This window comes from Nocardioides marmorisolisilvae (assembly GCF_031656915.1).
GTDB lineage: Bacteria > Actinomycetota > Actinomycetes > Propionibacteriales > Nocardioidaceae > Marmoricola > Marmoricola terrisoli.
In genome coordinates this window covers 3,425,440-3,440,688 of sequence record NZ_CP134227.1, presented here as the reverse complement: position 1 = coordinate 3,440,688, position 15,249 = coordinate 3,425,440, and the positions used below count along the sequence as shown (strand labels likewise).

Genomic DNA, 15,249 nt, shown 5'->3' with positions numbered 1-15,249 from the left:
CAGAGCCGGTGACAGGAGTCGAACCCGCGACATCCTCATTACAAGTGAGGCGCTCTACCAACTGAGCTACACCGGCATGCGGACGTGATCCGCGGGCGCCATCGTACGAGACTGTCCGCCATGACCTCGCACCTGCTGGACGAGCCACACCATGACGGATCCCCGCTCTACCTCGATGACGAGACACCGGCCCTGGGCAGCGAGGTGGGGGTGCGGGTGCGCACCAGCGCGCAGCGGACGGTGGACGCGGTGTGGGTGCGCACGGTCGAGGACGCCGAGCCGTTCTATGCCGCGATGGAGGTCGAGAGCCGGGACGACGCCACGGTCTGGTGGCGGGGGCGGGTGCACGTGCGCAACCCCGTCCAGCACTACCGGTTCATGGTGGTCGGCGGCGACGGCTACACCTGGCTCAACCAGTCGGGCGTGCACGACCACGACGTCCCCGACGCCGAGGACTTCGTCATCTCGACGTACGACGCAGCGCCGGACTGGGCCCGCGATGCCGTGGTCTACCAGATCTTCCCCGACCGGTTCGCGCGCTCGAGCGCGGCCGACGACCGGCCGACGCCGGCCTGGGCGAAGCCGGCCGACTGGGCCGACCCGCCGATCCATGAGGGCCCGGACACGCCCCTCCAGCTGTACGGCGGCGACCTCGACGGGATCGTCGAGCACCTCGACCACGTGCAGTCGCTCGGCGCGGACACCGTCTATCTGACCCCGGTCTTCCCCGCGGAGAGCAACCACCGCTACAACGCGAGCACGTTCGACTCGGTCGACCCGCTGCTCGGTGGCGACGAGGCCTACCGCCGGCTGGTGGACGCCTGCCATGCTCGCGGGCTGCGGGTGATGGGCGACCTGACCAGCAACCACACCGGCGACACCCACGAGTGGTTCGTCCGGGCGAGCACCGACGTGGCCAGCACCGAGCGGGCCTTCTACTACTTCGGTCCCGATGGCAGCCACGAGGGCTGGAAGGGCGTCGAGACGCTCCCCAAGCTCGACCACCTCGACGCCGAGCTGGGCCGCCGGCTCCGTTCGGTCGTGCAGCACTGGCTGCGGTTCGGGCTGGACGGCTGGCGGATCGACGTCGCCAACATGACCGGCCGGCACGTCGCCGTCGACGTCGCCCACGACGTGGCCCGTGAGATCCGTCGAGCGGGCACCGAGGTGCACGCCGATGTCAGCATCGTCGGCGAGCACGGCCACGACGCCAGCGGCGATCTGGACGGCGACGGCTGGCACGGCACGATGAACTACTATGGCTTCTCCTTCCCCGTCTGGGAGTTCGTCCGCCGGCCAGACGGCAACGTGCCCAGCTTCGGGCTGCCCGTCGGGGTGCCGCGGCGCTCAGGCGAGCGGGCGATGACCAGCCTGCGGTCGTTCCTGGCCCGGTTCGGCTGGCGGGCGGTGCAGCAGAGCTGGAACATCCTCGGCTCCCACGACACCGCACGGATCCGGACGATCACCGGCGGCCCGGCGCTGCACCACGTCGCGATCGCGCTCCAGTTCACCCTGCCCGGCGTACCCATGGTGTTCGCCGGCGACGAGCTGGGCCTCGAGGGTGTCGATGGCGAGGACTCCCGGCGCACGATCGACTGGAGCCGTCCCCTGCCCGAGGAGACCCAGGCGGTCTACCGGCGGTACGCCGAGCTGCGACGTACCCATCCGGCGCTGCGTCGAGGCAGCCTGCGCTGGGTCCACCTCGCCGCGGATCTCGTGGTGTTCTTGCGCGAGCACCCCGACGGCGACGTGCTGGTCGCGGTCTCCCGGGGCGGCAGCCCAGCGGTCGCGCTGCCCGACCCGCTGCCCGACATCCCCGCGTACGACGAGCCCGCCGCGCACCTGTGGCCGCTCTGAACCGTCTAGCCTGAGAGCCGATGCGGATCGTCGCGAGCCGGCCGGACCCGGCGCTGTTCAGCCTCCCGTGGGACCAGCCCCTCGAGGAGTGGACCGAGCACGTCGTACCGCTCCCCCGCGGCCTGTCCCGGCACGTCGTCCGGGTGCTCCAGGTCGATGGGACGTTCTACGCCGTCAAGGAGACCCAACGCGAGATGGCCGAGCGGGAGTACGGCCTGCTCCGTCAGCTCGTCCAGCGCGGGCTGCCCACCGTCGCCCCCCAGGCGGTGGTCTCCGGACGCGCGACCGACCCGGACGCGGCGCTCGTCACCCGGCACCTCGCCTACGCCCTGCCCTACCGTGCGCTGTTCATCAACGGGCTGCCCGCGGCCGGTCTCCCGCTGGTGATCGACGCCCTGGTGGTGCTGCTGGTTCGGCTGCACTTGGCCGGCTTCTACTGGGGAGACGTGTCGCTGTCCAACGTGTTGTTCCGCCGGTCCGCCGGCGAGTTCGCGGCGTACCTGGTCGACGCGGAGACCGGCGAGTTCCACCCCGACGTCTCCCCCCGGATGCGGGAGTACGACGTCACCGTCGGCTGCGAGAACGTCTTCGCCGAGCTGCTCGACCTCCATGCGGCCGGCCTGCTCGGCGACGTCGACCCGCACGCCGTGATCGAGCAGATCCGGACCCGCTACGACTCGCTGTGGGAGGAGCTGTTCGCCCCCGAGCAGTTCTCCACGGACGAGATGTGGCACCTGGAGCAGCGGATCAGCCGGCTCAACGACCTCGGCTTCGACGTCGAGGAGCTGGACATGACCACCGACGCAGAGGGCAGCACCGTGCGGATCCAGCCGCGGGTGGTCGAGGCGGGCCACTACGCCCGGGAGCTCGAGGAGCTGACCGGCCTCGAGGTGGAGAACAATCAGGCCCGCAGGCTGCTCAACGACCTCTCCGCGTTCAGCGCGTTCCACGGCATCGCCGACCGGGCGACTGCGGCGGAGCGATGGCGCACCGAGGTCTACCAGCGGATCGCCCGGATGATCCCGGCGGAGCTGCGCGGGCGACTCGAGCCGGCGGAGGTGTTCCACGAGATCCTCGAGCACCGCTGGCTGCTGTCCGAGCGCGCGGGTCACGAGATCGACATCTTCGAGGTCGCCGAGGACTACATCGCCACCCAGCTGGCCCAGCGGCCCGAGACCAGGCTGGCTACCGAGCCGTGACCTCGTGCCCGCGGCGCGCCGGGCTCAGGTCGAGCTGGATGTAGCGGTGCACCTCGATCCGGCCCGCGGTGTTCACCACCACGGGCTGCAGCCCGACCGGGCGGCCGTCCTGCCAGGTGATCAGCGTGACCTCGGCGTTGCGGCGCAGCTTGCTGCCCATCGCGAACGCGTACGCCGCGCCACCGGTGGTGCCGTTGGTGTAGCTGTAGCCGACCTTGCCGTTCTCGCCGACGATCCGCTCGGGTCCGACCTGGCGGTGCAGGTGGCCGCCGACGACGAGGTCGGTGCAGCCGCGCTCCAGCGCAGGCAGCGCCATGCTCGCGGAGTGCACCACGACGGTGGCCACCCGCTCGCCTGCGCTGTCGAGGCGACAGACCTCGTCGGCGAGCCGCTGCTTGACCTGGTCCCAGCTCAGCCCGGTCTCGTCGAGCCACGCGCCCAGCCCGCTCGAGCGCGGGTCGTCCACCCCGAGGATCCGCACCCCGGAGAACGGCATCAGCGGCTTGCCCTCGAGGTGGGTCCAGCCCATCTTGATCAGATAGCTCGACACGAACGTGCCGTTGTCGTGGTTGCCCGAGATCGCCAGCCGCACCGGGAAGTGCGCGAAGGCATCGGACAGCGAGTCGAGGCTGAACGCCTCCCAGGAGCTGCCGGTGGACGTGTCGTCACCGGCGTCGATCACCACCTGGGCGCCGGCCGCATGCGCGATCGCCTCCGCGACCGGGTCCATCCCGATGTTGTCGTGCCGGTCGCTGACCAGCAAGCCCACGGTCTGCTCCGGCGCCGCGACGTGGAACCGCGACGCCACCGTGGGCACCTGTTGTCGGACCGCCTCGTAGAAGTTCTTCGACACCGCGTAGGTCTTGAACGCACTGGCCACCAGCCGCCGGGTCTCCCGGGTGATCAGCCCGCCCTGGATCTCGATGGTGTCGAGCTCGGGCGGGATCGCGAGCTCGGGCACCGCGTCGGACAGCGAGATCCACTCGGTCGGCTGGATCCGCTCCGGTCCGCGGTGCCACGGCTCGGCCAGCACCACAGCGAGTACGACGACGACCGCGACGGTTCCCGCCGTACGACGTCGCGGCGTGCCGCGCAGCTGCCGTCGTCGACTCTCGCCGATCAGCAGCCACAGCCCGATCGGCAGCAGGCCGAGGACCGCGGCACGGACGGCGGCGTCGATGGCGAGGTGACCCACCTCGGCACGGACCCGGCGCACCTCCGGGCCGGGCTTGGACGCGATCACGGCGTACCGGGCGATCAGCTGGGACGTCGAGGTGGCGGTGGTCTTGCCGACGTCGACCGCGACGCCCAGGTGTCCGCCGGTGGGGATCCGGACGTCGGGCAGGATCGGGCCGGTCCGCAGCTGCGCGTACCCGTGGAAGGTCGGGGTGACCCGCACGTCGTGCCCGGCCACCACCATCGGGGCACTGGTGTGGGTGAACAGCACCACCCACATCGGGACGGCGACCACGGCCCACGCCGCCAGCGAGACGAGGACCCGGCGCCACGGCGGCGTCGTCACGACCGCGCTTGGGCCACCGCGTAGAGGGCGACGCTGGCCGCGACGCCCGCGTTGAGGGACTCCAGCGAGCTGACCATCGGGATCGAGACCAGCTGATCGCAGGTCTCCGCGACCAGGCGCGACAGGCCCTTGCCCTCCGAGCCGACGACGAGCACCAGCGGTCCGTCGGCCAGGTCGAGGTCGGGCAGGGCGACGTCGCCGTCGGCGGCCAGCCCGATCACCATGCAGCCGGCGTCCTGGTAGGCCTTGAGCTGCCGGGTGAGGTTCACCGCCTGCGCCACCGGCAGTCGGGCCGCGGCTCCGGCGCTGGTCTTCCACGCGCTCGCGGTCATCCCGGCGGCCCGGCGCTCCGGGATGAGGACACCGTGCGCGCCGAAGCCGGCCGCGCTGCGGACCACCGCCCCGAGGTTGCGCGGGTCGGTGACCGAGTCCAGCGCCACGATCAGCGGCTTCTCGCCGGCCTCCTCGGCACGGGTCAGCAGGTCGTCGGGATGGGCGTACTCGTAGGGCGGGACCCGGGCCGCCAGGCCCTGGTGCACCGCACCGCCGGTCAGTCGATCGAGCTCGTTGCGCGGCACCTCCAGCAGCGAGATGCCCCGGTCGGCTGCGGTCGCGAACACCTCACGGAGCCGTCCGTCACGCTCGGCGCCCTCGGCGACGTAGACGGCGGTCACCGGCATGTCGGCCCGCAGCGTCTCGACCACGCTGTTGCGTCCGGCCACCCACTCCGAGTCGCCGCCGGTGCGCCGCTTCGGACGGGACGCCTGGCTGCGCTCGGTCTTCAGCTTCTGTTTGTAGGCCTTGTGGTTCGGCCGCTCGGCCGCCTTGGGCGTCGGGCCCTTGCCCTCGAGCCCGCGCCGAACCCGGCCGCCGGACCCGGCGGTCGGGTTGCCCTTGCCGGACTTCTTGATCGCGCCGCGGCGACTGCTGTTGCCTGCCATGTCAGATGCCTCCCCCCTCGATCGTCCACCGTGGGCCGTCGGCGGTGTCCTCGACCTCGATGCCGGCTTCCTTGATCCGGTCGCGGATCGCGTCGGCCATGGCCCAGTCCTTGGCCTCGCGTGCCTGCGACCGCTGCTCGAGCAGGCCGGCCACCAGGACGTCGACGGCGTGGGTCAGCCGATCGTCGCTCCCGCGCTGGTCCCAGGCCGGGTCGGCCGGGTCGAGGCCGAGCACGTCGAGCATCGCCCGGACCGAGGCCGCGCTGCCGCGCAGTGCGTCGGTGTCGTCGCCGGAGAGGAGCTTGTTGCCCTCTCGCATCACCTCGAAGAGGGCCGCGACCGCTGCCGGCGTACCGAGGTCGTCGTCCATCGCCTCGACGAAGTCCGCGCACGCGATCCCGTCGGCGGGGATCTCGCCCAGCACGGCCGCCGCCCGGTCGAGGAAGCCCTCGATGCGGCGGTAGGCCACCGCCGCCTCCTCGAGCGCCTCGTAGGAGAACTCCACGTGCGAGCGGTAGTGCGCACTGACCATGTAGAAGCGCAGCTCGACGCCGCGGACCCGGGTCAGCACCTCGGGCACCAGCAGGGAGTTGCCGAGCGACTTGCTCATCTTCTCCCCGGAGGTGGTGATCCAGGCGTTGTGCAGCCAGTACGACGCGAACGGCCGGCCGGCCGCGCGGGACTGGGCCAGCTCGTTCTCGTGGTGGGGGAAGCGCAGGTCGACGCCGCCACCGTGGATGTCGAAGGCCGGGCCGAGGTACTTGCCGGCCATCGCCGAGCACTCGATGTGCCAGCCCGGCCGGCCGGCGCCCCAGGGGGCGGGCCAGCTCGCGGTCGCGGGCTCGGAGTCCTTGTGGCCCTTCCAGAGCGCGAAGTCGCGCGGGTCGCGCTTGCCGCGAGGGTCGGCGTCCTCGGCCGCCTCCATGTCGTCGATGGACTGGTGGGTCAGCTCGCCGTACGACGGCCAGGAGCGCACATCGAAGTACACGTCGCCCGAGCCGTCGCCGGCCTCGTAGGCGTGGCCGGCCTCGACCAGGCCGGCGATCAGCTGCTGCATCTCCGGCACGTGGCCGGTCGCGGCCGGCTCGTAGGTCGGCGGCAGCACGTTGAGCTGGTGGTAGGCGAGGTCGAGGTGCCGCTTCATCTCGTAGGCGTGGGCGTACCACGGCACGCCGCGCTGCTCGGACTTCACCAGGATCTTGTCGTCGATGTCGGTGATGTTGCGGATGAAGGTGACGTCGTACCCACGCACCTGCAGCCAGCGCCGCAGCACGTCGAAGTTCACCGCCGACCGGACATGGCCCACGTGCGGCTCGGACTGCACGGTGAGCCCGCAGACGTAGATCCCGACCTTGCCCTCCTGCAGGGGCACGAAGTCGCGGACCGTCTGGGAGGCGGTGTCGTGGAGTCGAAGGGTCACCCGCCAATCCTAGGGGTCGCGGGGGCACGCTCCCGCCGCCACCGATGTGAATGCTGAGGCGCAAGGGGCTGGTGGGGTTAGCATCGGGTGATGCTCCGCTTCCCGGTCCTGCTGGTGTGCGCCTGCGCGCTGGCGCTGGGTGCGCCGTTGGGCGTGCTCGCGCTCACGCAGCACCCGACGTCCCCTGCTCCTCGTGCCGAGCTCGCGGTCTCCACCCGATCCGCCGCCCCGGTCACCCGCAACGACCTGCGGATCATCACGCACGGCAAGCAGTGGCGACGCGGCACCCTGCGCGGCGTCGAGCCGGTGGGCGGATCGCTGCGGATCAGCACACCGAGGCGACTTCACCACGAGCACGGGCGCACCTATGAGCAGTCGTGGTGGACCTCCCCCTGGCTGTCGGTGGCGACGTTCAGCGAGCTGAACCCGTCGTGGAACGCGAGCACGCCGAAGGGCACCTTCCTCATCGTCCGTGCGCGAGCGCGGACCGCTGGCGGAGACCACACCAGCTGGCAGAACCTCGGCCGGTGGGCGTCCGGGTGGGACACGATCACCCGCACCAGCAAGGGGTCCCAGCGCGACGGGATGTCGTCGGTATCGGTGGACACGCTGCTGGCCGACCCCGGTATCCGGTTCGACTCCTATCAGCTCCAGGTGCAGCTACTGCGTAAGCAGGGCTCGACCGTGACCCCGACCGTCGGATCGGTGCATGCCGTGTCGACGCTGCCCGGCCGGGTGCCGCAGGTCTCCGAGCCGCTGCTGGGTGCCCGCACGCTGCCGGTGCCGGCGTACTCGCAGATGATCCATGAGGGCGAGTACCCGCAGTACGGCGGCGGCGGCGAGGCGTGGTGCTCGCCGACCTCGCTGGCGATGGTGCTCGGCTACTACGACGCGCTGCCGCGGCACTACGGCTGGGTGAACAAGAGCTACCGTGACCGGTTCGTCGACGAGGTGGCGCGGCGGGTCTTCGACGCGAGGTATGACGGCACCGGCAACTGGCCGTTCAACACCGCGTACGCCGCCACCCGAGTGCAGCAGGCGGTGGTGACCCGGCTGTCGAACCTGCGCGGTGCCGAGCGGTTCATCGCCGCGGGCATCCCGCTGGAGGTCTCGATCTCGTTCTCTCGGGGTCAGCTCTCCGGTGCGCCGATCTCTTCGACGCCCGGGCACCTGGTGGTGATCGTCGGCTTCACCCGGTCCGGCGACGTCGTGGTCAACGACCCCGCCGCCCCGACCGACGCGACGGTGCGGCGTACCTATGACCGCGCCCAGTTCGAGGCCGCCTGGCTGCGCACGTCCCACGGCCTGGCCTACGCCATCCGCGACAAGTCCCACCCCTTCCCCACGGGTGTGGGCCTGACCTGACCCCGGTGTCGTCGAGGCGGCGCAGGTTTGCAGCCGTACGGCGCCGAGGCGGCGCAGGTTTGCAGCCGTACGGCGCCGAGGCGGCGCAGGTTTGCGGCCGTACGGCGCCGAGGCGGCGCAGTTTGCAGCCGTACGGCGCCGAGGCGGCTCAGGTTTGCAGCCGTATGCGATGTCAGGCGCCCCATCCGCCGTCGACGTCGACCTTCTGACCGCTGATGAACCCGGCTCGGTCCGAGGCGAGGAAGCAGACCGCCTCGGCGACATCGGCGGCCACCCCGAACCGACGCAGCGGGATGTTGCCGCGCGCCACCTCCAGCGCATGGTCGTCCAGCTCACCCGAGGAGATCAGCCTCTCGGCCATCCCGTCGGTGAGCATGCCGGGGCCGACGCAGTTGGCGCGTACGCCGTACCGCCCCTCCTCGACGGCCAGCGCACGCACCATCGCCTCGACCGCCGCCTTCGGCGCAGAGGAGAGGCCGTCGCGGACCGGGAACCGCGTCGTGGCGGCCGTGGTGACCGCGATGATCGCGCCCTGGCTGGCCCGCAACGCCGGCAGCGCGGCCCGTACGACGGCGAAAAACGCGCCCGCGTCCTCGGTCAGCTGTGTGCTCATGTCGGTGGGTGAAACCGTGCTCAGGTGGCGCATCGGGACGTGCGGGCCGGCGGCGTACACCAGGGTGTGCAGCGGGCCCAGCGAACCGATCGCGCTGGCGTCATCGGTGGTCAGGTCGAGCCGGACCGACCGTGCGCGCACCCCGCAGGCACTGGCCTCATCGACCACGCGGGCGGCTCCGACGGCGTTCTCCCGATAGGTGATCACGACGTCACTGCCGCGCTCGGCGAGCATCCGCGCGACGGCTCGTCCGATGCCGCCGGTGCCTCCGACGACTAACGCCGCCCCGTCCCGGTCCACGAAATCGTCTCCCATGCCGGAACCCTAGTGAGGCGACGCGCGCCGCCCCACGGCGGGTGCAAACTCGCGCCGCCTCGACGCCGTACAGCTGCAAATTCGCGCCGCCTCGACGCCGCACAACTGCAAACCCGCGCCGCCTCGACGCCGCACAACTGCAAACCCGCGCCGCCTCGACGCCGCAAAACAGCAAACCCGCGCCGCCTCGGCGGGCCTCAGGATGCCTTGAATCGCACGGTGTGCCAGCCGGTCGCGCCGTTGGGGACGACGTCGCGCTCGACGGGGGTCTGGGTGTAGCCGGTGCGATCGGTGGCGCGGACGCGGAGCTCGTGGGTCCCGGCGGGGGCGTCGACATCGAGGGTCCACTGCACCCAGGTGTCCTTGTCGGGTACCGAACCGAGCCGGGCCGTCCGCCAGGGGCCGCCGTCGAGCTGCACCTCCACCTTGGCGATGCCGGTGTGCTGGGCCCACGCCGAGCCGCCGACGGCGAGCGTCCCCTTGTCGACCGCCCAGCCGTCGCCGGGGTAGTCGATCCGCGACTCGGTCTTCACCGGCCCGCGGGCCGACCAGCCGCGCTCGGTCCAGTACGCACGGAACCGGTCGAACCGGGTCACCTCGAGGTCGACCAGCCACTTGGTCGCCGAGACGTAGCCGTAGAGCCCGGGCACCACCATCCGCACCGGGAACCCGTGCTCGATCGGCAACGGCTGACCGTTCATCCCCATCGCCAGCAGGGCGTTGCGGCCGTCGGTGAGCGCGGACAGGGGCGTGCCGCAGGTCCAGCCGTCGTACGACGTCTGCTTGACCGCATCGGCCCCGGGGTGAACGCCGACCTCCGCGAGCAGGTCCCGGATGGGCACTCCGCTCCAGTAGGCGTTGCCGATCAGCGGTCCGCCGACGGTGTTGGAGACGCAGCACAGGGTGACCCAGGCGCCGCTCAGCCGCCGCGCTGCCAGGTCCTCGTAGGTCAGGGTCAACTCGCGGTCGATCATTCCGTGGATCCGCAGCGACCACTCCGAGGGGGTGATCGAGGGCGCGCTGAGCGCGGTGTTGATCAGGTAGAACTGCTGGTTCGGCGTACGCCAGGGCAACACGTGCGGTACGCCGAGATCGGCGCCGGCCGGCTCCTTGCCGATCCCGAAGGGCAGTCGGATCAGCCGGCGCGCCTCCTCGGCGGCTCGGCGTCCCCGTCCCGCGATCCGCCCGGCCCACAGGGCCAGCCCGGACACCAGCACGACGCCGCCGGACATGGCCAAGAAGGTGCGTCGGGAGAGGTCCGGCGAGGCCACCGGGACGACCGGCGCGAGTCTCCCGTCGAGCAGGCGCAGGACCACCACCCACCCGACGAGGCCGACCACCACGCTGACGGTGGCGGCCCCGTCGGCGTGCGGCTGGGACCGGACCGCGAGCAGGCCGATCGCGCCGAGCGCCAGGAAGGCCAGGTCGGCCCCGATCTCGTTGACCCGGGCGAGCAGCCCGATGCCGGCGCACAGCGCCAGCAGCACGACGACTGTGCCTGCGGTCAGCAGCGGCTTGTCGGCGTGCCCGACCACGTTGATCAGCCGCTCTGCGATCGGGCCGGGCGTGAGGTCGCGAACCTCCGCCGCCACCGCGAGCACGGGGTTGGTCTCCGCGTGCAGTGCCCACGCGACGGCCACGCTCAGCGCGACGCCGGAAGCACCGGCCACGACGCCGGCCAGCGCGAACCAGCGACGCTGGACCCCTGCGGCAACGCCCACGCCATCATCCTCGCGCATCGCCCCAAGCCTGCCCAGTACGGCATGATCGCCCTCGTGGACCTGCGGATCGGCATCGGCACCGACGTGCACCGACTCGAGGCCGGCGTACCCCTTTTCGTGGCGGGCCTGGCCTGGCCCGACGAGGACCGGGGCCTGGCCGGGCACTCCGACGGCGACGTCGTCCTGCACGCGATCTGCGACGCGCTGCTCTCCGCTGCGTCGCTCGGCGACCTCGGCAGCAACTTCGGTACGGCGGAGCCGCAGTGGGCCGGGGCCGCGAGCAACGACCTGCTCGCCGAGACCCTGCGCCGGGTCCGCGACGCTGGCTGGTCGGTCGGCAACGTCGCCGTCCAGCTGATCGGCAACCGCCCCCGGATCGGGTCGCGGCGGACCGAGGCCGAGCAGCTGCTCGCCGAGCGGCACGGGATCAGCGTCGCCCTGTCCGCGACGACCACCGACGGCCTGGGCCTGACCGGCCGGGGCGAGGGGCTCGCCGCCGTCGCGACCGCACTCATCGTCCGTGAGGAGACCAGATGACCACCCGGAAGTTCCGCACCGCCGACGGGCTGCACCTCGCGGTGAGCGTCTACGGCGCCGCCGACGCGCCGCTGACCATCTTCTTGGCGCACTGCTGGACGCTGAACCAGCACGACTGGCACTACCAGGTCCGGGATCTGCTGCAGGAGTTCGGCCACCGGGTCCGGATCGTCACCTGGGACCACCGCGGCCACGGCGAGTCCGACGCCGTCGACCGGGCGGGCTGCACGATCGAGGTGCTGGCGCGCGACATGGGCGACCTGATCGACGAGATCGCGCCCGACGGCGCACTGCTGCTGGCCGGCCACTCCATCGGCGGCATGACGATGATGGCGCTCGCCGAGCAGCGTCCCGACCTGATCGAGCGGGTGGCCGGCGCCGCGTTCGTCTCCACCTCGTCGGGCCAGATGAACACGGTCACCCTGGGCCTGCCGGAGATGGGCCGAACGGTGCGCGCGCAGATCCCGCGGATGCTGGCCTTCCGGTCCCGCACGCTGTCTCGGGGCGCACGCCGCCGCGCCCCGATCGTGGAACGGATGGTGATGCGCCGCTTCGTCTTCGGCACCCCGATGCGACTGGCCGACGCCGCCCTCGCCGTCGAAGGACTGATCAGCTGTCCGGGGGCGACGGTCGTCGGGTTCTACGAGGACTGCATGCGGCACGACCGGGTCGACGCTCTGAAGGCGTACGCCGACATCCCGACCCGGGTGCTCGTCGGCACCCACGACCTGCTCACCCCGCCGTCGCACGCCCGCCGGATCGTCGAGCACGTCCACGGGGCAGAACTGGTGGTCGCCCCCGACGCCGGCCACATGCTGCCGCTGGAGCGCGACGCGCTCGTCTCGGGCACCCTCATCCATCTGGCCCGCCCGCACCTGTGACGTCCCCACGAGCAGCCATCGTGATCCTCGCCGGCGGCTCCGGCACCCGGGTCGGTGCCGGGATGAACAAGGCCCTGCTGCCGCTGGCCGGGATCGCGCTGGTGGCGCACTCGGTGCGCACCGCGCTCGAGGTCGACGGCGTGCATCGGATCGTCCTGGTGGTGCGCGCCGAGGATCGCGAGGAGATGGCCGCGGCCGTCTCGCCGTACCTCGGAACCCACGACGTCTGGATGGTCGACGGCGGACCTGCGCGGCACGACTCGGAGTGGCAGGCGCTGCAGCTGCTCGCCCGCGACGTCGAGACCGAGGAGATCGACGTGGTGGCGATCCACGACGCCGCCCGGCCACTGGCCACCGCCACGCTCTTCCGCGACGTGCTGGACTCCGCGGCCCGCAACGGTGCGGCCATCCCGGTCGTCCCGGCAGGGTCGCTGTCGACCCGCGATGGGGCCCGGGTCGCTGCCGACCTGGTCGCCGTGCAGACTCCGCAGGCGTTCCGCGCACCGGCACTGCTCGCTGCCTACCGCCAGGCCGCTGCCGACGGCTTCACCGGCACCGACACCGCGGCGTGTCTGGAGCGCTATACCGCGCTGGGGATCGCGGCGGTGCCGAGCACATCGCGCAATCTCAAGGTCACCTTCCCCGAGGACGTCGCGCTCGCTGAGCGGCTGCTGGGCCGCTGATCGGCGCTGATCCGCGCTGTGCCGCGGTCCGGTGTCAACTCGTGGCACCGGAGGGCGGCGCTAGCGGGGCAGGCTGAGCGCCTCGAGGACGGCGAGGTCGTCCTCGCCATGCACGCGTCGGCCCAGCGGCGGCACCTCGAGGAGGTCGACCGGCCAGCGGCCTCGCAACCGCTCGACGATGTCGGCGAAGGGGCCGGTCGGGGATGCCTCGAGAGCGTCCACCACGGCCGCGGGAAGCACGATCGGCGAGGTGATCTCGACCAGCGTGCTGCGGTCCACCGTCGCGCCGACCTGGACGCCGTCGTACTCCTTGACCGTGTCGGTCACCGGCCGGTGACCGACCACGACGACCGACCGCTCCTCGGCACGATGAAGGGCCTCGCGGATCACCTCGATCGGCACCAGCGGGCAGAGCGGGTCGTGCAGCACCAACGGCCGATCCGACGCCTGGACGTCGATCCAGGGCACGTGCGGGTCGAGCAGCTCGGCGCCGGCGGCCTCGAGCGCGAATGCCGCGGTCGCCAGCAGCGACTCGCCGTGCACCAGCGCGAACGGAAGGGAGCCGCGCCCCTCGACGGGCACGACTCCCCACGCATCAGTCATGGTCTCCACACCTGCCGACCGCTCCTGGACGTCCCGGTGCGTGCTGGGCAAGGCCGAGGAGCGAAGGCGTGCGCTAGCACGTCGAGCGAGGAGAACGCCGCCCAGTGCGTGCTGGGGCGTTCAGGAGGCGAGGACCTCGTCGAGGATAGTCTCTGCCTTGTCCTCATTGGTGTGCTCGGCAAGGGCCAGCTCGGAGACGAGAATCTGACGGGCCTTGGCCAGCATCCGCTTCTCGCCGGCCGACAGCCCGCGATCACGCTCGCGGCGCCACAGGTCGCGGACGACCTCGGCCACCTTCATCACGTCACCGGAGTGCAGCTTCTCGAGGTTGGCCTTGTAGCGGCGCGACCAGTTGGTCGGCTCGTCGGGGACGATCGCACGCAGTACGTCGAAGACGCGGTCGAGCCCTTCCTTGTCCACCACGTCGCGCACCCCGACCAGGTCGAGGTTGCACGCCGGAACCCGCACCACCAGGTCCTGTTGGGCCACGATGCGCAGCACGAGATACTGCTTCTCCTCGCCCTTGATGGTCCGCATCTCGATGTCCTCGATGACTGCGGCCCCGTGATTGGGATAAACAACCGTTTCGCCGACGGTAAAAGTCATGTGTTCAGAACCCCTTTCGAGTGACAAGTCTAACACGCGCACGCCGACACGATTTTCGCGTTTGCGCAGGTCAGAGGCCGAATCAGGGCTTGACAAGAACGCCTTCCATGTGCGGCTCGAGGTCCTTGCCGTCACTTTCGGCTCCCCGGAACCGGTCGCGTCGAGGTGACATACACCGGATACTCCGGTGTGATGAGCACCGTGGCCGCAACCGTCTCGGGTCCCAGCCGGACCCACGCCCAGTGGCGGCTGCTGCTGGGCGCCGCCCATCCCCGCCAGGCGGTCGTGCTGGCCCTCGCGATCGGCGTTCTCGCGTTCTACAGCGACCGCGGCTGGGTCCAGTCGCTGGTGGCCGCGGCCGCCGTACTCGTGGTGCAGCTGGCCGCCGGGCTGTTGAACGACCTCTTCGACGCTCCGCTGGACCGGCATGGCGAGGTGGCCGACAAGCCTGTCGCGAGCGGCGCCGTACCGCGGGGGAACGTGACCTTCACGATCGCCGTGCTGGTGCTGATCGCGATCCCGCTGTCGCTGCAGAACGGCACGCTCGCCGGCGCCGCGCTGTTGGCCACCCTGGTGGTGGCGTTCGTGCACGACCGGATCCTGCACCGCACGCCCTTCTCGTTCGTCGGCTGGATGCTGACCTTCGCCCTCTACCCCGTCTTCCTCGCGTACGGCGGCTGGGCCGGTGGTCGGCATGGCGACGACCCGACCTGGCAGTTCATCCTGGTCAGCGCGTTCGTGGGGCTGTGCGTCCACTTCGCCACCACCCTGCCCGACCTGGTCGGCGACAACCGCAGCGGCGTACGCAACCTGCCGCTGGTGATCGCGCTGCGGGTCGGGGCACCGCGGCTGCTGGTCGCCACCGTGGTGGTCAGCGCGCTCGTGCTCGCTGCTTTCATCGTGATCGGGATCGATCCCGGTCTGCGCCAGTGGTGAGCCGGGGCGCTAGGGTGTCAGCCGTCTGTTCCCCCGAAAGGACCGCCCAC

At 71.4% G+C, this 15,249-nt stretch carries 14 protein-coding genes and 1 tRNA gene; 7 read left to right on the top strand and 8 right to left on the bottom strand.

The annotated features are described in order from the left end of the window. Positions 1-3 precede the first annotated feature (3 nt). A tRNA-Thr gene (locus Q9R13_RS16590) sits at positions 4-76 on the bottom strand. Between the two features lie 44 nt (positions 77-120). On the opposite strand from Q9R13_RS16590, the gene Q9R13_RS16585 reads away from it, so the two are divergent. Together Q9R13_RS16585 and Q9R13_RS16580 are read left to right on the top strand one after the other, a co-directional pair. After that, positions 121-1,857 carry a glycoside hydrolase family 13 protein gene (locus tag Q9R13_RS16585; RefSeq protein WP_310962280.1) on the top strand — a complete coding sequence of 579 codons (1,737 nt, stop codon included), beginning with the start codon at positions 121-123 and terminating at the stop codon, positions 1,855-1,857. Positions 1,858-1,877: 20 nt separating this feature from the next. Further along, the gene (locus Q9R13_RS16580; RefSeq protein WP_310962279.1) at positions 1,878-3,056 is read left to right on the top strand and encodes a DUF4032 domain-containing protein; all 1,179 of its coding nucleotides are present in this window, start codon (positions 1,878-1,880) and stop codon (positions 3,054-3,056) included. Here the strand turns inward: Q9R13_RS16580 and Q9R13_RS16575 are convergent. Genes Q9R13_RS16575 through cysS form a run of 3 tightly spaced genes read right to left on the bottom strand, consistent with a single transcriptional unit; the run spans position 3,043 to position 6,939 of the window. Next, a complete protein-coding gene (locus Q9R13_RS16575; protein WP_310962278.1) occupies positions 3,043-4,578 on the bottom strand; it encodes a metallophosphoesterase in 1,536 nt (511 codons plus the stop codon). The two genes, Q9R13_RS16580 and Q9R13_RS16575, sit on opposite strands and share 14 nt — an antisense overlap. Further along, complete coding sequence (rlmB, locus tag Q9R13_RS16570) at positions 4,575-5,519, bottom strand: 23S rRNA (guanosine(2251)-2'-O)-methyltransferase RlmB (RefSeq protein ID WP_310962277.1); 945 nt, start codon at positions 5,517-5,519, stop codon at positions 4,575-4,577. Before rlmB ends, Q9R13_RS16575 begins: the two co-directional genes overlap by 4 nt. 1 nt (position 5,520) lies before the next feature. Beyond that, positions 5,521-6,939 carry a cysteine--tRNA ligase gene (gene cysS, locus Q9R13_RS16565; protein ID WP_310962276.1) on the bottom strand — a complete coding sequence of 473 codons (1,419 nt, stop codon included), beginning with the start codon at positions 6,937-6,939 and terminating at the stop codon, positions 5,521-5,523. Between the two features lie 90 nt (positions 6,940-7,029). Between cysS and Q9R13_RS16560 the strand changes: the two genes are divergently transcribed. Next, entirely contained in the window at positions 7,030-8,304 is a 1,275-nt protein-coding gene (locus Q9R13_RS16560; protein WP_310962275.1) for a peptidase C39 family protein, read from the top strand. A gap of 172 nt (positions 8,305-8,476) precedes the next feature. On the opposite strand, the gene Q9R13_RS16555 is transcribed toward Q9R13_RS16560, so the two are convergent. Both Q9R13_RS16555 and Q9R13_RS16550 read right to left on the bottom strand, forming a co-directional pair. Next, positions 8,477-9,232: an SDR family NAD(P)-dependent oxidoreductase gene (locus Q9R13_RS16555; RefSeq protein WP_310962274.1), complete on the bottom strand. Its 756-nt coding sequence runs from the start codon at positions 9,230-9,232 to the stop codon at positions 8,477-8,479. Between the two features lie 197 nt (positions 9,233-9,429). Then, a complete protein-coding gene (locus tag Q9R13_RS16550) occupies positions 9,430-10,971 on the bottom strand; it encodes a molybdopterin-dependent oxidoreductase (protein WP_310962273.1) in 1,542 nt (513 codons plus the stop codon). Between the two features lie 36 nt (positions 10,972-11,007). Here Q9R13_RS16550 and ispF point away from each other — a divergent pair, with 36 nt between their 5' ends. The 3 genes from ispF to Q9R13_RS16535 are packed head-to-tail and all read left to right on the top strand — an operon-like array spanning position 11,008 to position 13,054. Then, positions 11,008-11,490, top strand: coding sequence for a 2-C-methyl-D-erythritol 2,4-cyclodiphosphate synthase (gene ispF, locus Q9R13_RS16545; RefSeq protein ID WP_310965111.1), 483 nt, complete (start codon positions 11,008-11,010; stop codon positions 11,488-11,490). Continuing rightward, the gene (locus Q9R13_RS16540) at positions 11,487-12,371 is read left to right on the top strand and encodes an alpha/beta fold hydrolase (protein WP_310962272.1); all 885 of its coding nucleotides are present in this window, start codon (positions 11,487-11,489) and stop codon (positions 12,369-12,371) included. The genes ispF and Q9R13_RS16540 overlap by 4 nt, the downstream gene beginning before the upstream one ends. 20 nt (positions 12,372-12,391) lie before the next feature. Continuing rightward, positions 12,392-13,054 carry an IspD/TarI family cytidylyltransferase gene (locus Q9R13_RS16535; RefSeq protein WP_310962271.1) on the top strand — a complete coding sequence of 221 codons (663 nt, stop codon included), beginning with the start codon at positions 12,392-12,394 and terminating at the stop codon, positions 13,052-13,054. A gap of 60 nt (positions 13,055-13,114) precedes the next feature. On the opposite strand, the gene Q9R13_RS16530 is transcribed toward Q9R13_RS16535, so the two are convergent. Both Q9R13_RS16530 and Q9R13_RS16525 read right to left on the bottom strand, forming a co-directional pair. Then, positions 13,115-13,657, bottom strand: a complete 543-nt coding sequence (locus Q9R13_RS16530) for a 2-C-methyl-D-erythritol 4-phosphate cytidylyltransferase (RefSeq protein ID WP_310962270.1) — start codon at positions 13,655-13,657, stop codon at positions 13,115-13,117. Between the two features lie 120 nt (positions 13,658-13,777). Beyond that, positions 13,778-14,263 carry a CarD family transcriptional regulator gene (locus Q9R13_RS16525; RefSeq protein WP_310965110.1) on the bottom strand — a complete coding sequence of 162 codons (486 nt, stop codon included), beginning with the start codon at positions 14,261-14,263 and terminating at the stop codon, positions 13,778-13,780. Positions 14,264-14,455: 192 nt separating this feature from the next. Here Q9R13_RS16525 and Q9R13_RS16520 point away from each other — a divergent pair, with 192 nt between their 5' ends. Further along, entirely contained in the window at positions 14,456-15,199 is a 744-nt protein-coding gene (locus Q9R13_RS16520) for a UbiA family prenyltransferase (protein WP_310962269.1), read from the top strand. Positions 15,200-15,249 lie beyond the last annotated feature (50 nt).

What these genes read in the sequence shown, in the direction of transcription:
- Q9R13_RS16585 (WP_310962280.1), top strand. Translation starts at nt 121, where the DNA reads ATGACCTCGCACCTGCTGGACGAGCCACACCATGACGGATCCCCGCTC.
- Q9R13_RS16580 (WP_310962279.1), top strand. Translation starts at nt 1,878, where the DNA reads ATGCGGATCGTCGCGAGCCGGCCGGACCCGGCGCTGTTCAGCCTCCCG.
- rlmB (WP_310962277.1), bottom strand. Translation starts at nt 5,519, where the DNA reads ATGGCAGGCAACAGCAGTCGCCGCGGCGCGATCAAGAAGTCCGGCAAG.
- Q9R13_RS16560 (WP_310962275.1), top strand. Translation starts at nt 7,030, where the DNA reads ATGCTCCGCTTCCCGGTCCTGCTGGTGTGCGCCTGCGCGCTGGCGCTG.
- Q9R13_RS16555 (WP_310962274.1), bottom strand. Translation starts at nt 9,232, where the DNA reads ATGGGAGACGATTTCGTGGACCGGGACGGGGCGGCGTTAGTCGTCGGA.
- Q9R13_RS16550 (WP_310962273.1), bottom strand. Translation starts at nt 10,971, where the DNA reads ATGCGCGAGGATGATGGCGTGGGCGTTGCCGCAGGGGTCCAGCGTCGC.
- Q9R13_RS16540 (WP_310962272.1), top strand. Translation starts at nt 11,487, where the DNA reads ATGACCACCCGGAAGTTCCGCACCGCCGACGGGCTGCACCTCGCGGTG.
- Q9R13_RS16530 (WP_310962270.1), bottom strand. Translation starts at nt 13,657, where the DNA reads ATGACTGATGCGTGGGGAGTCGTGCCCGTCGAGGGGCGCGGCTCCCTT.
- Q9R13_RS16525 (WP_310965110.1), bottom strand. Translation starts at nt 14,263, where the DNA reads ATGACTTTTACCGTCGGCGAAACGGTTGTTTATCCCAATCACGGGGCC.
- Q9R13_RS16520 (WP_310962269.1), top strand. Translation starts at nt 14,456, where the DNA reads ATGAGCACCGTGGCCGCAACCGTCTCGGGTCCCAGCCGGACCCACGCC.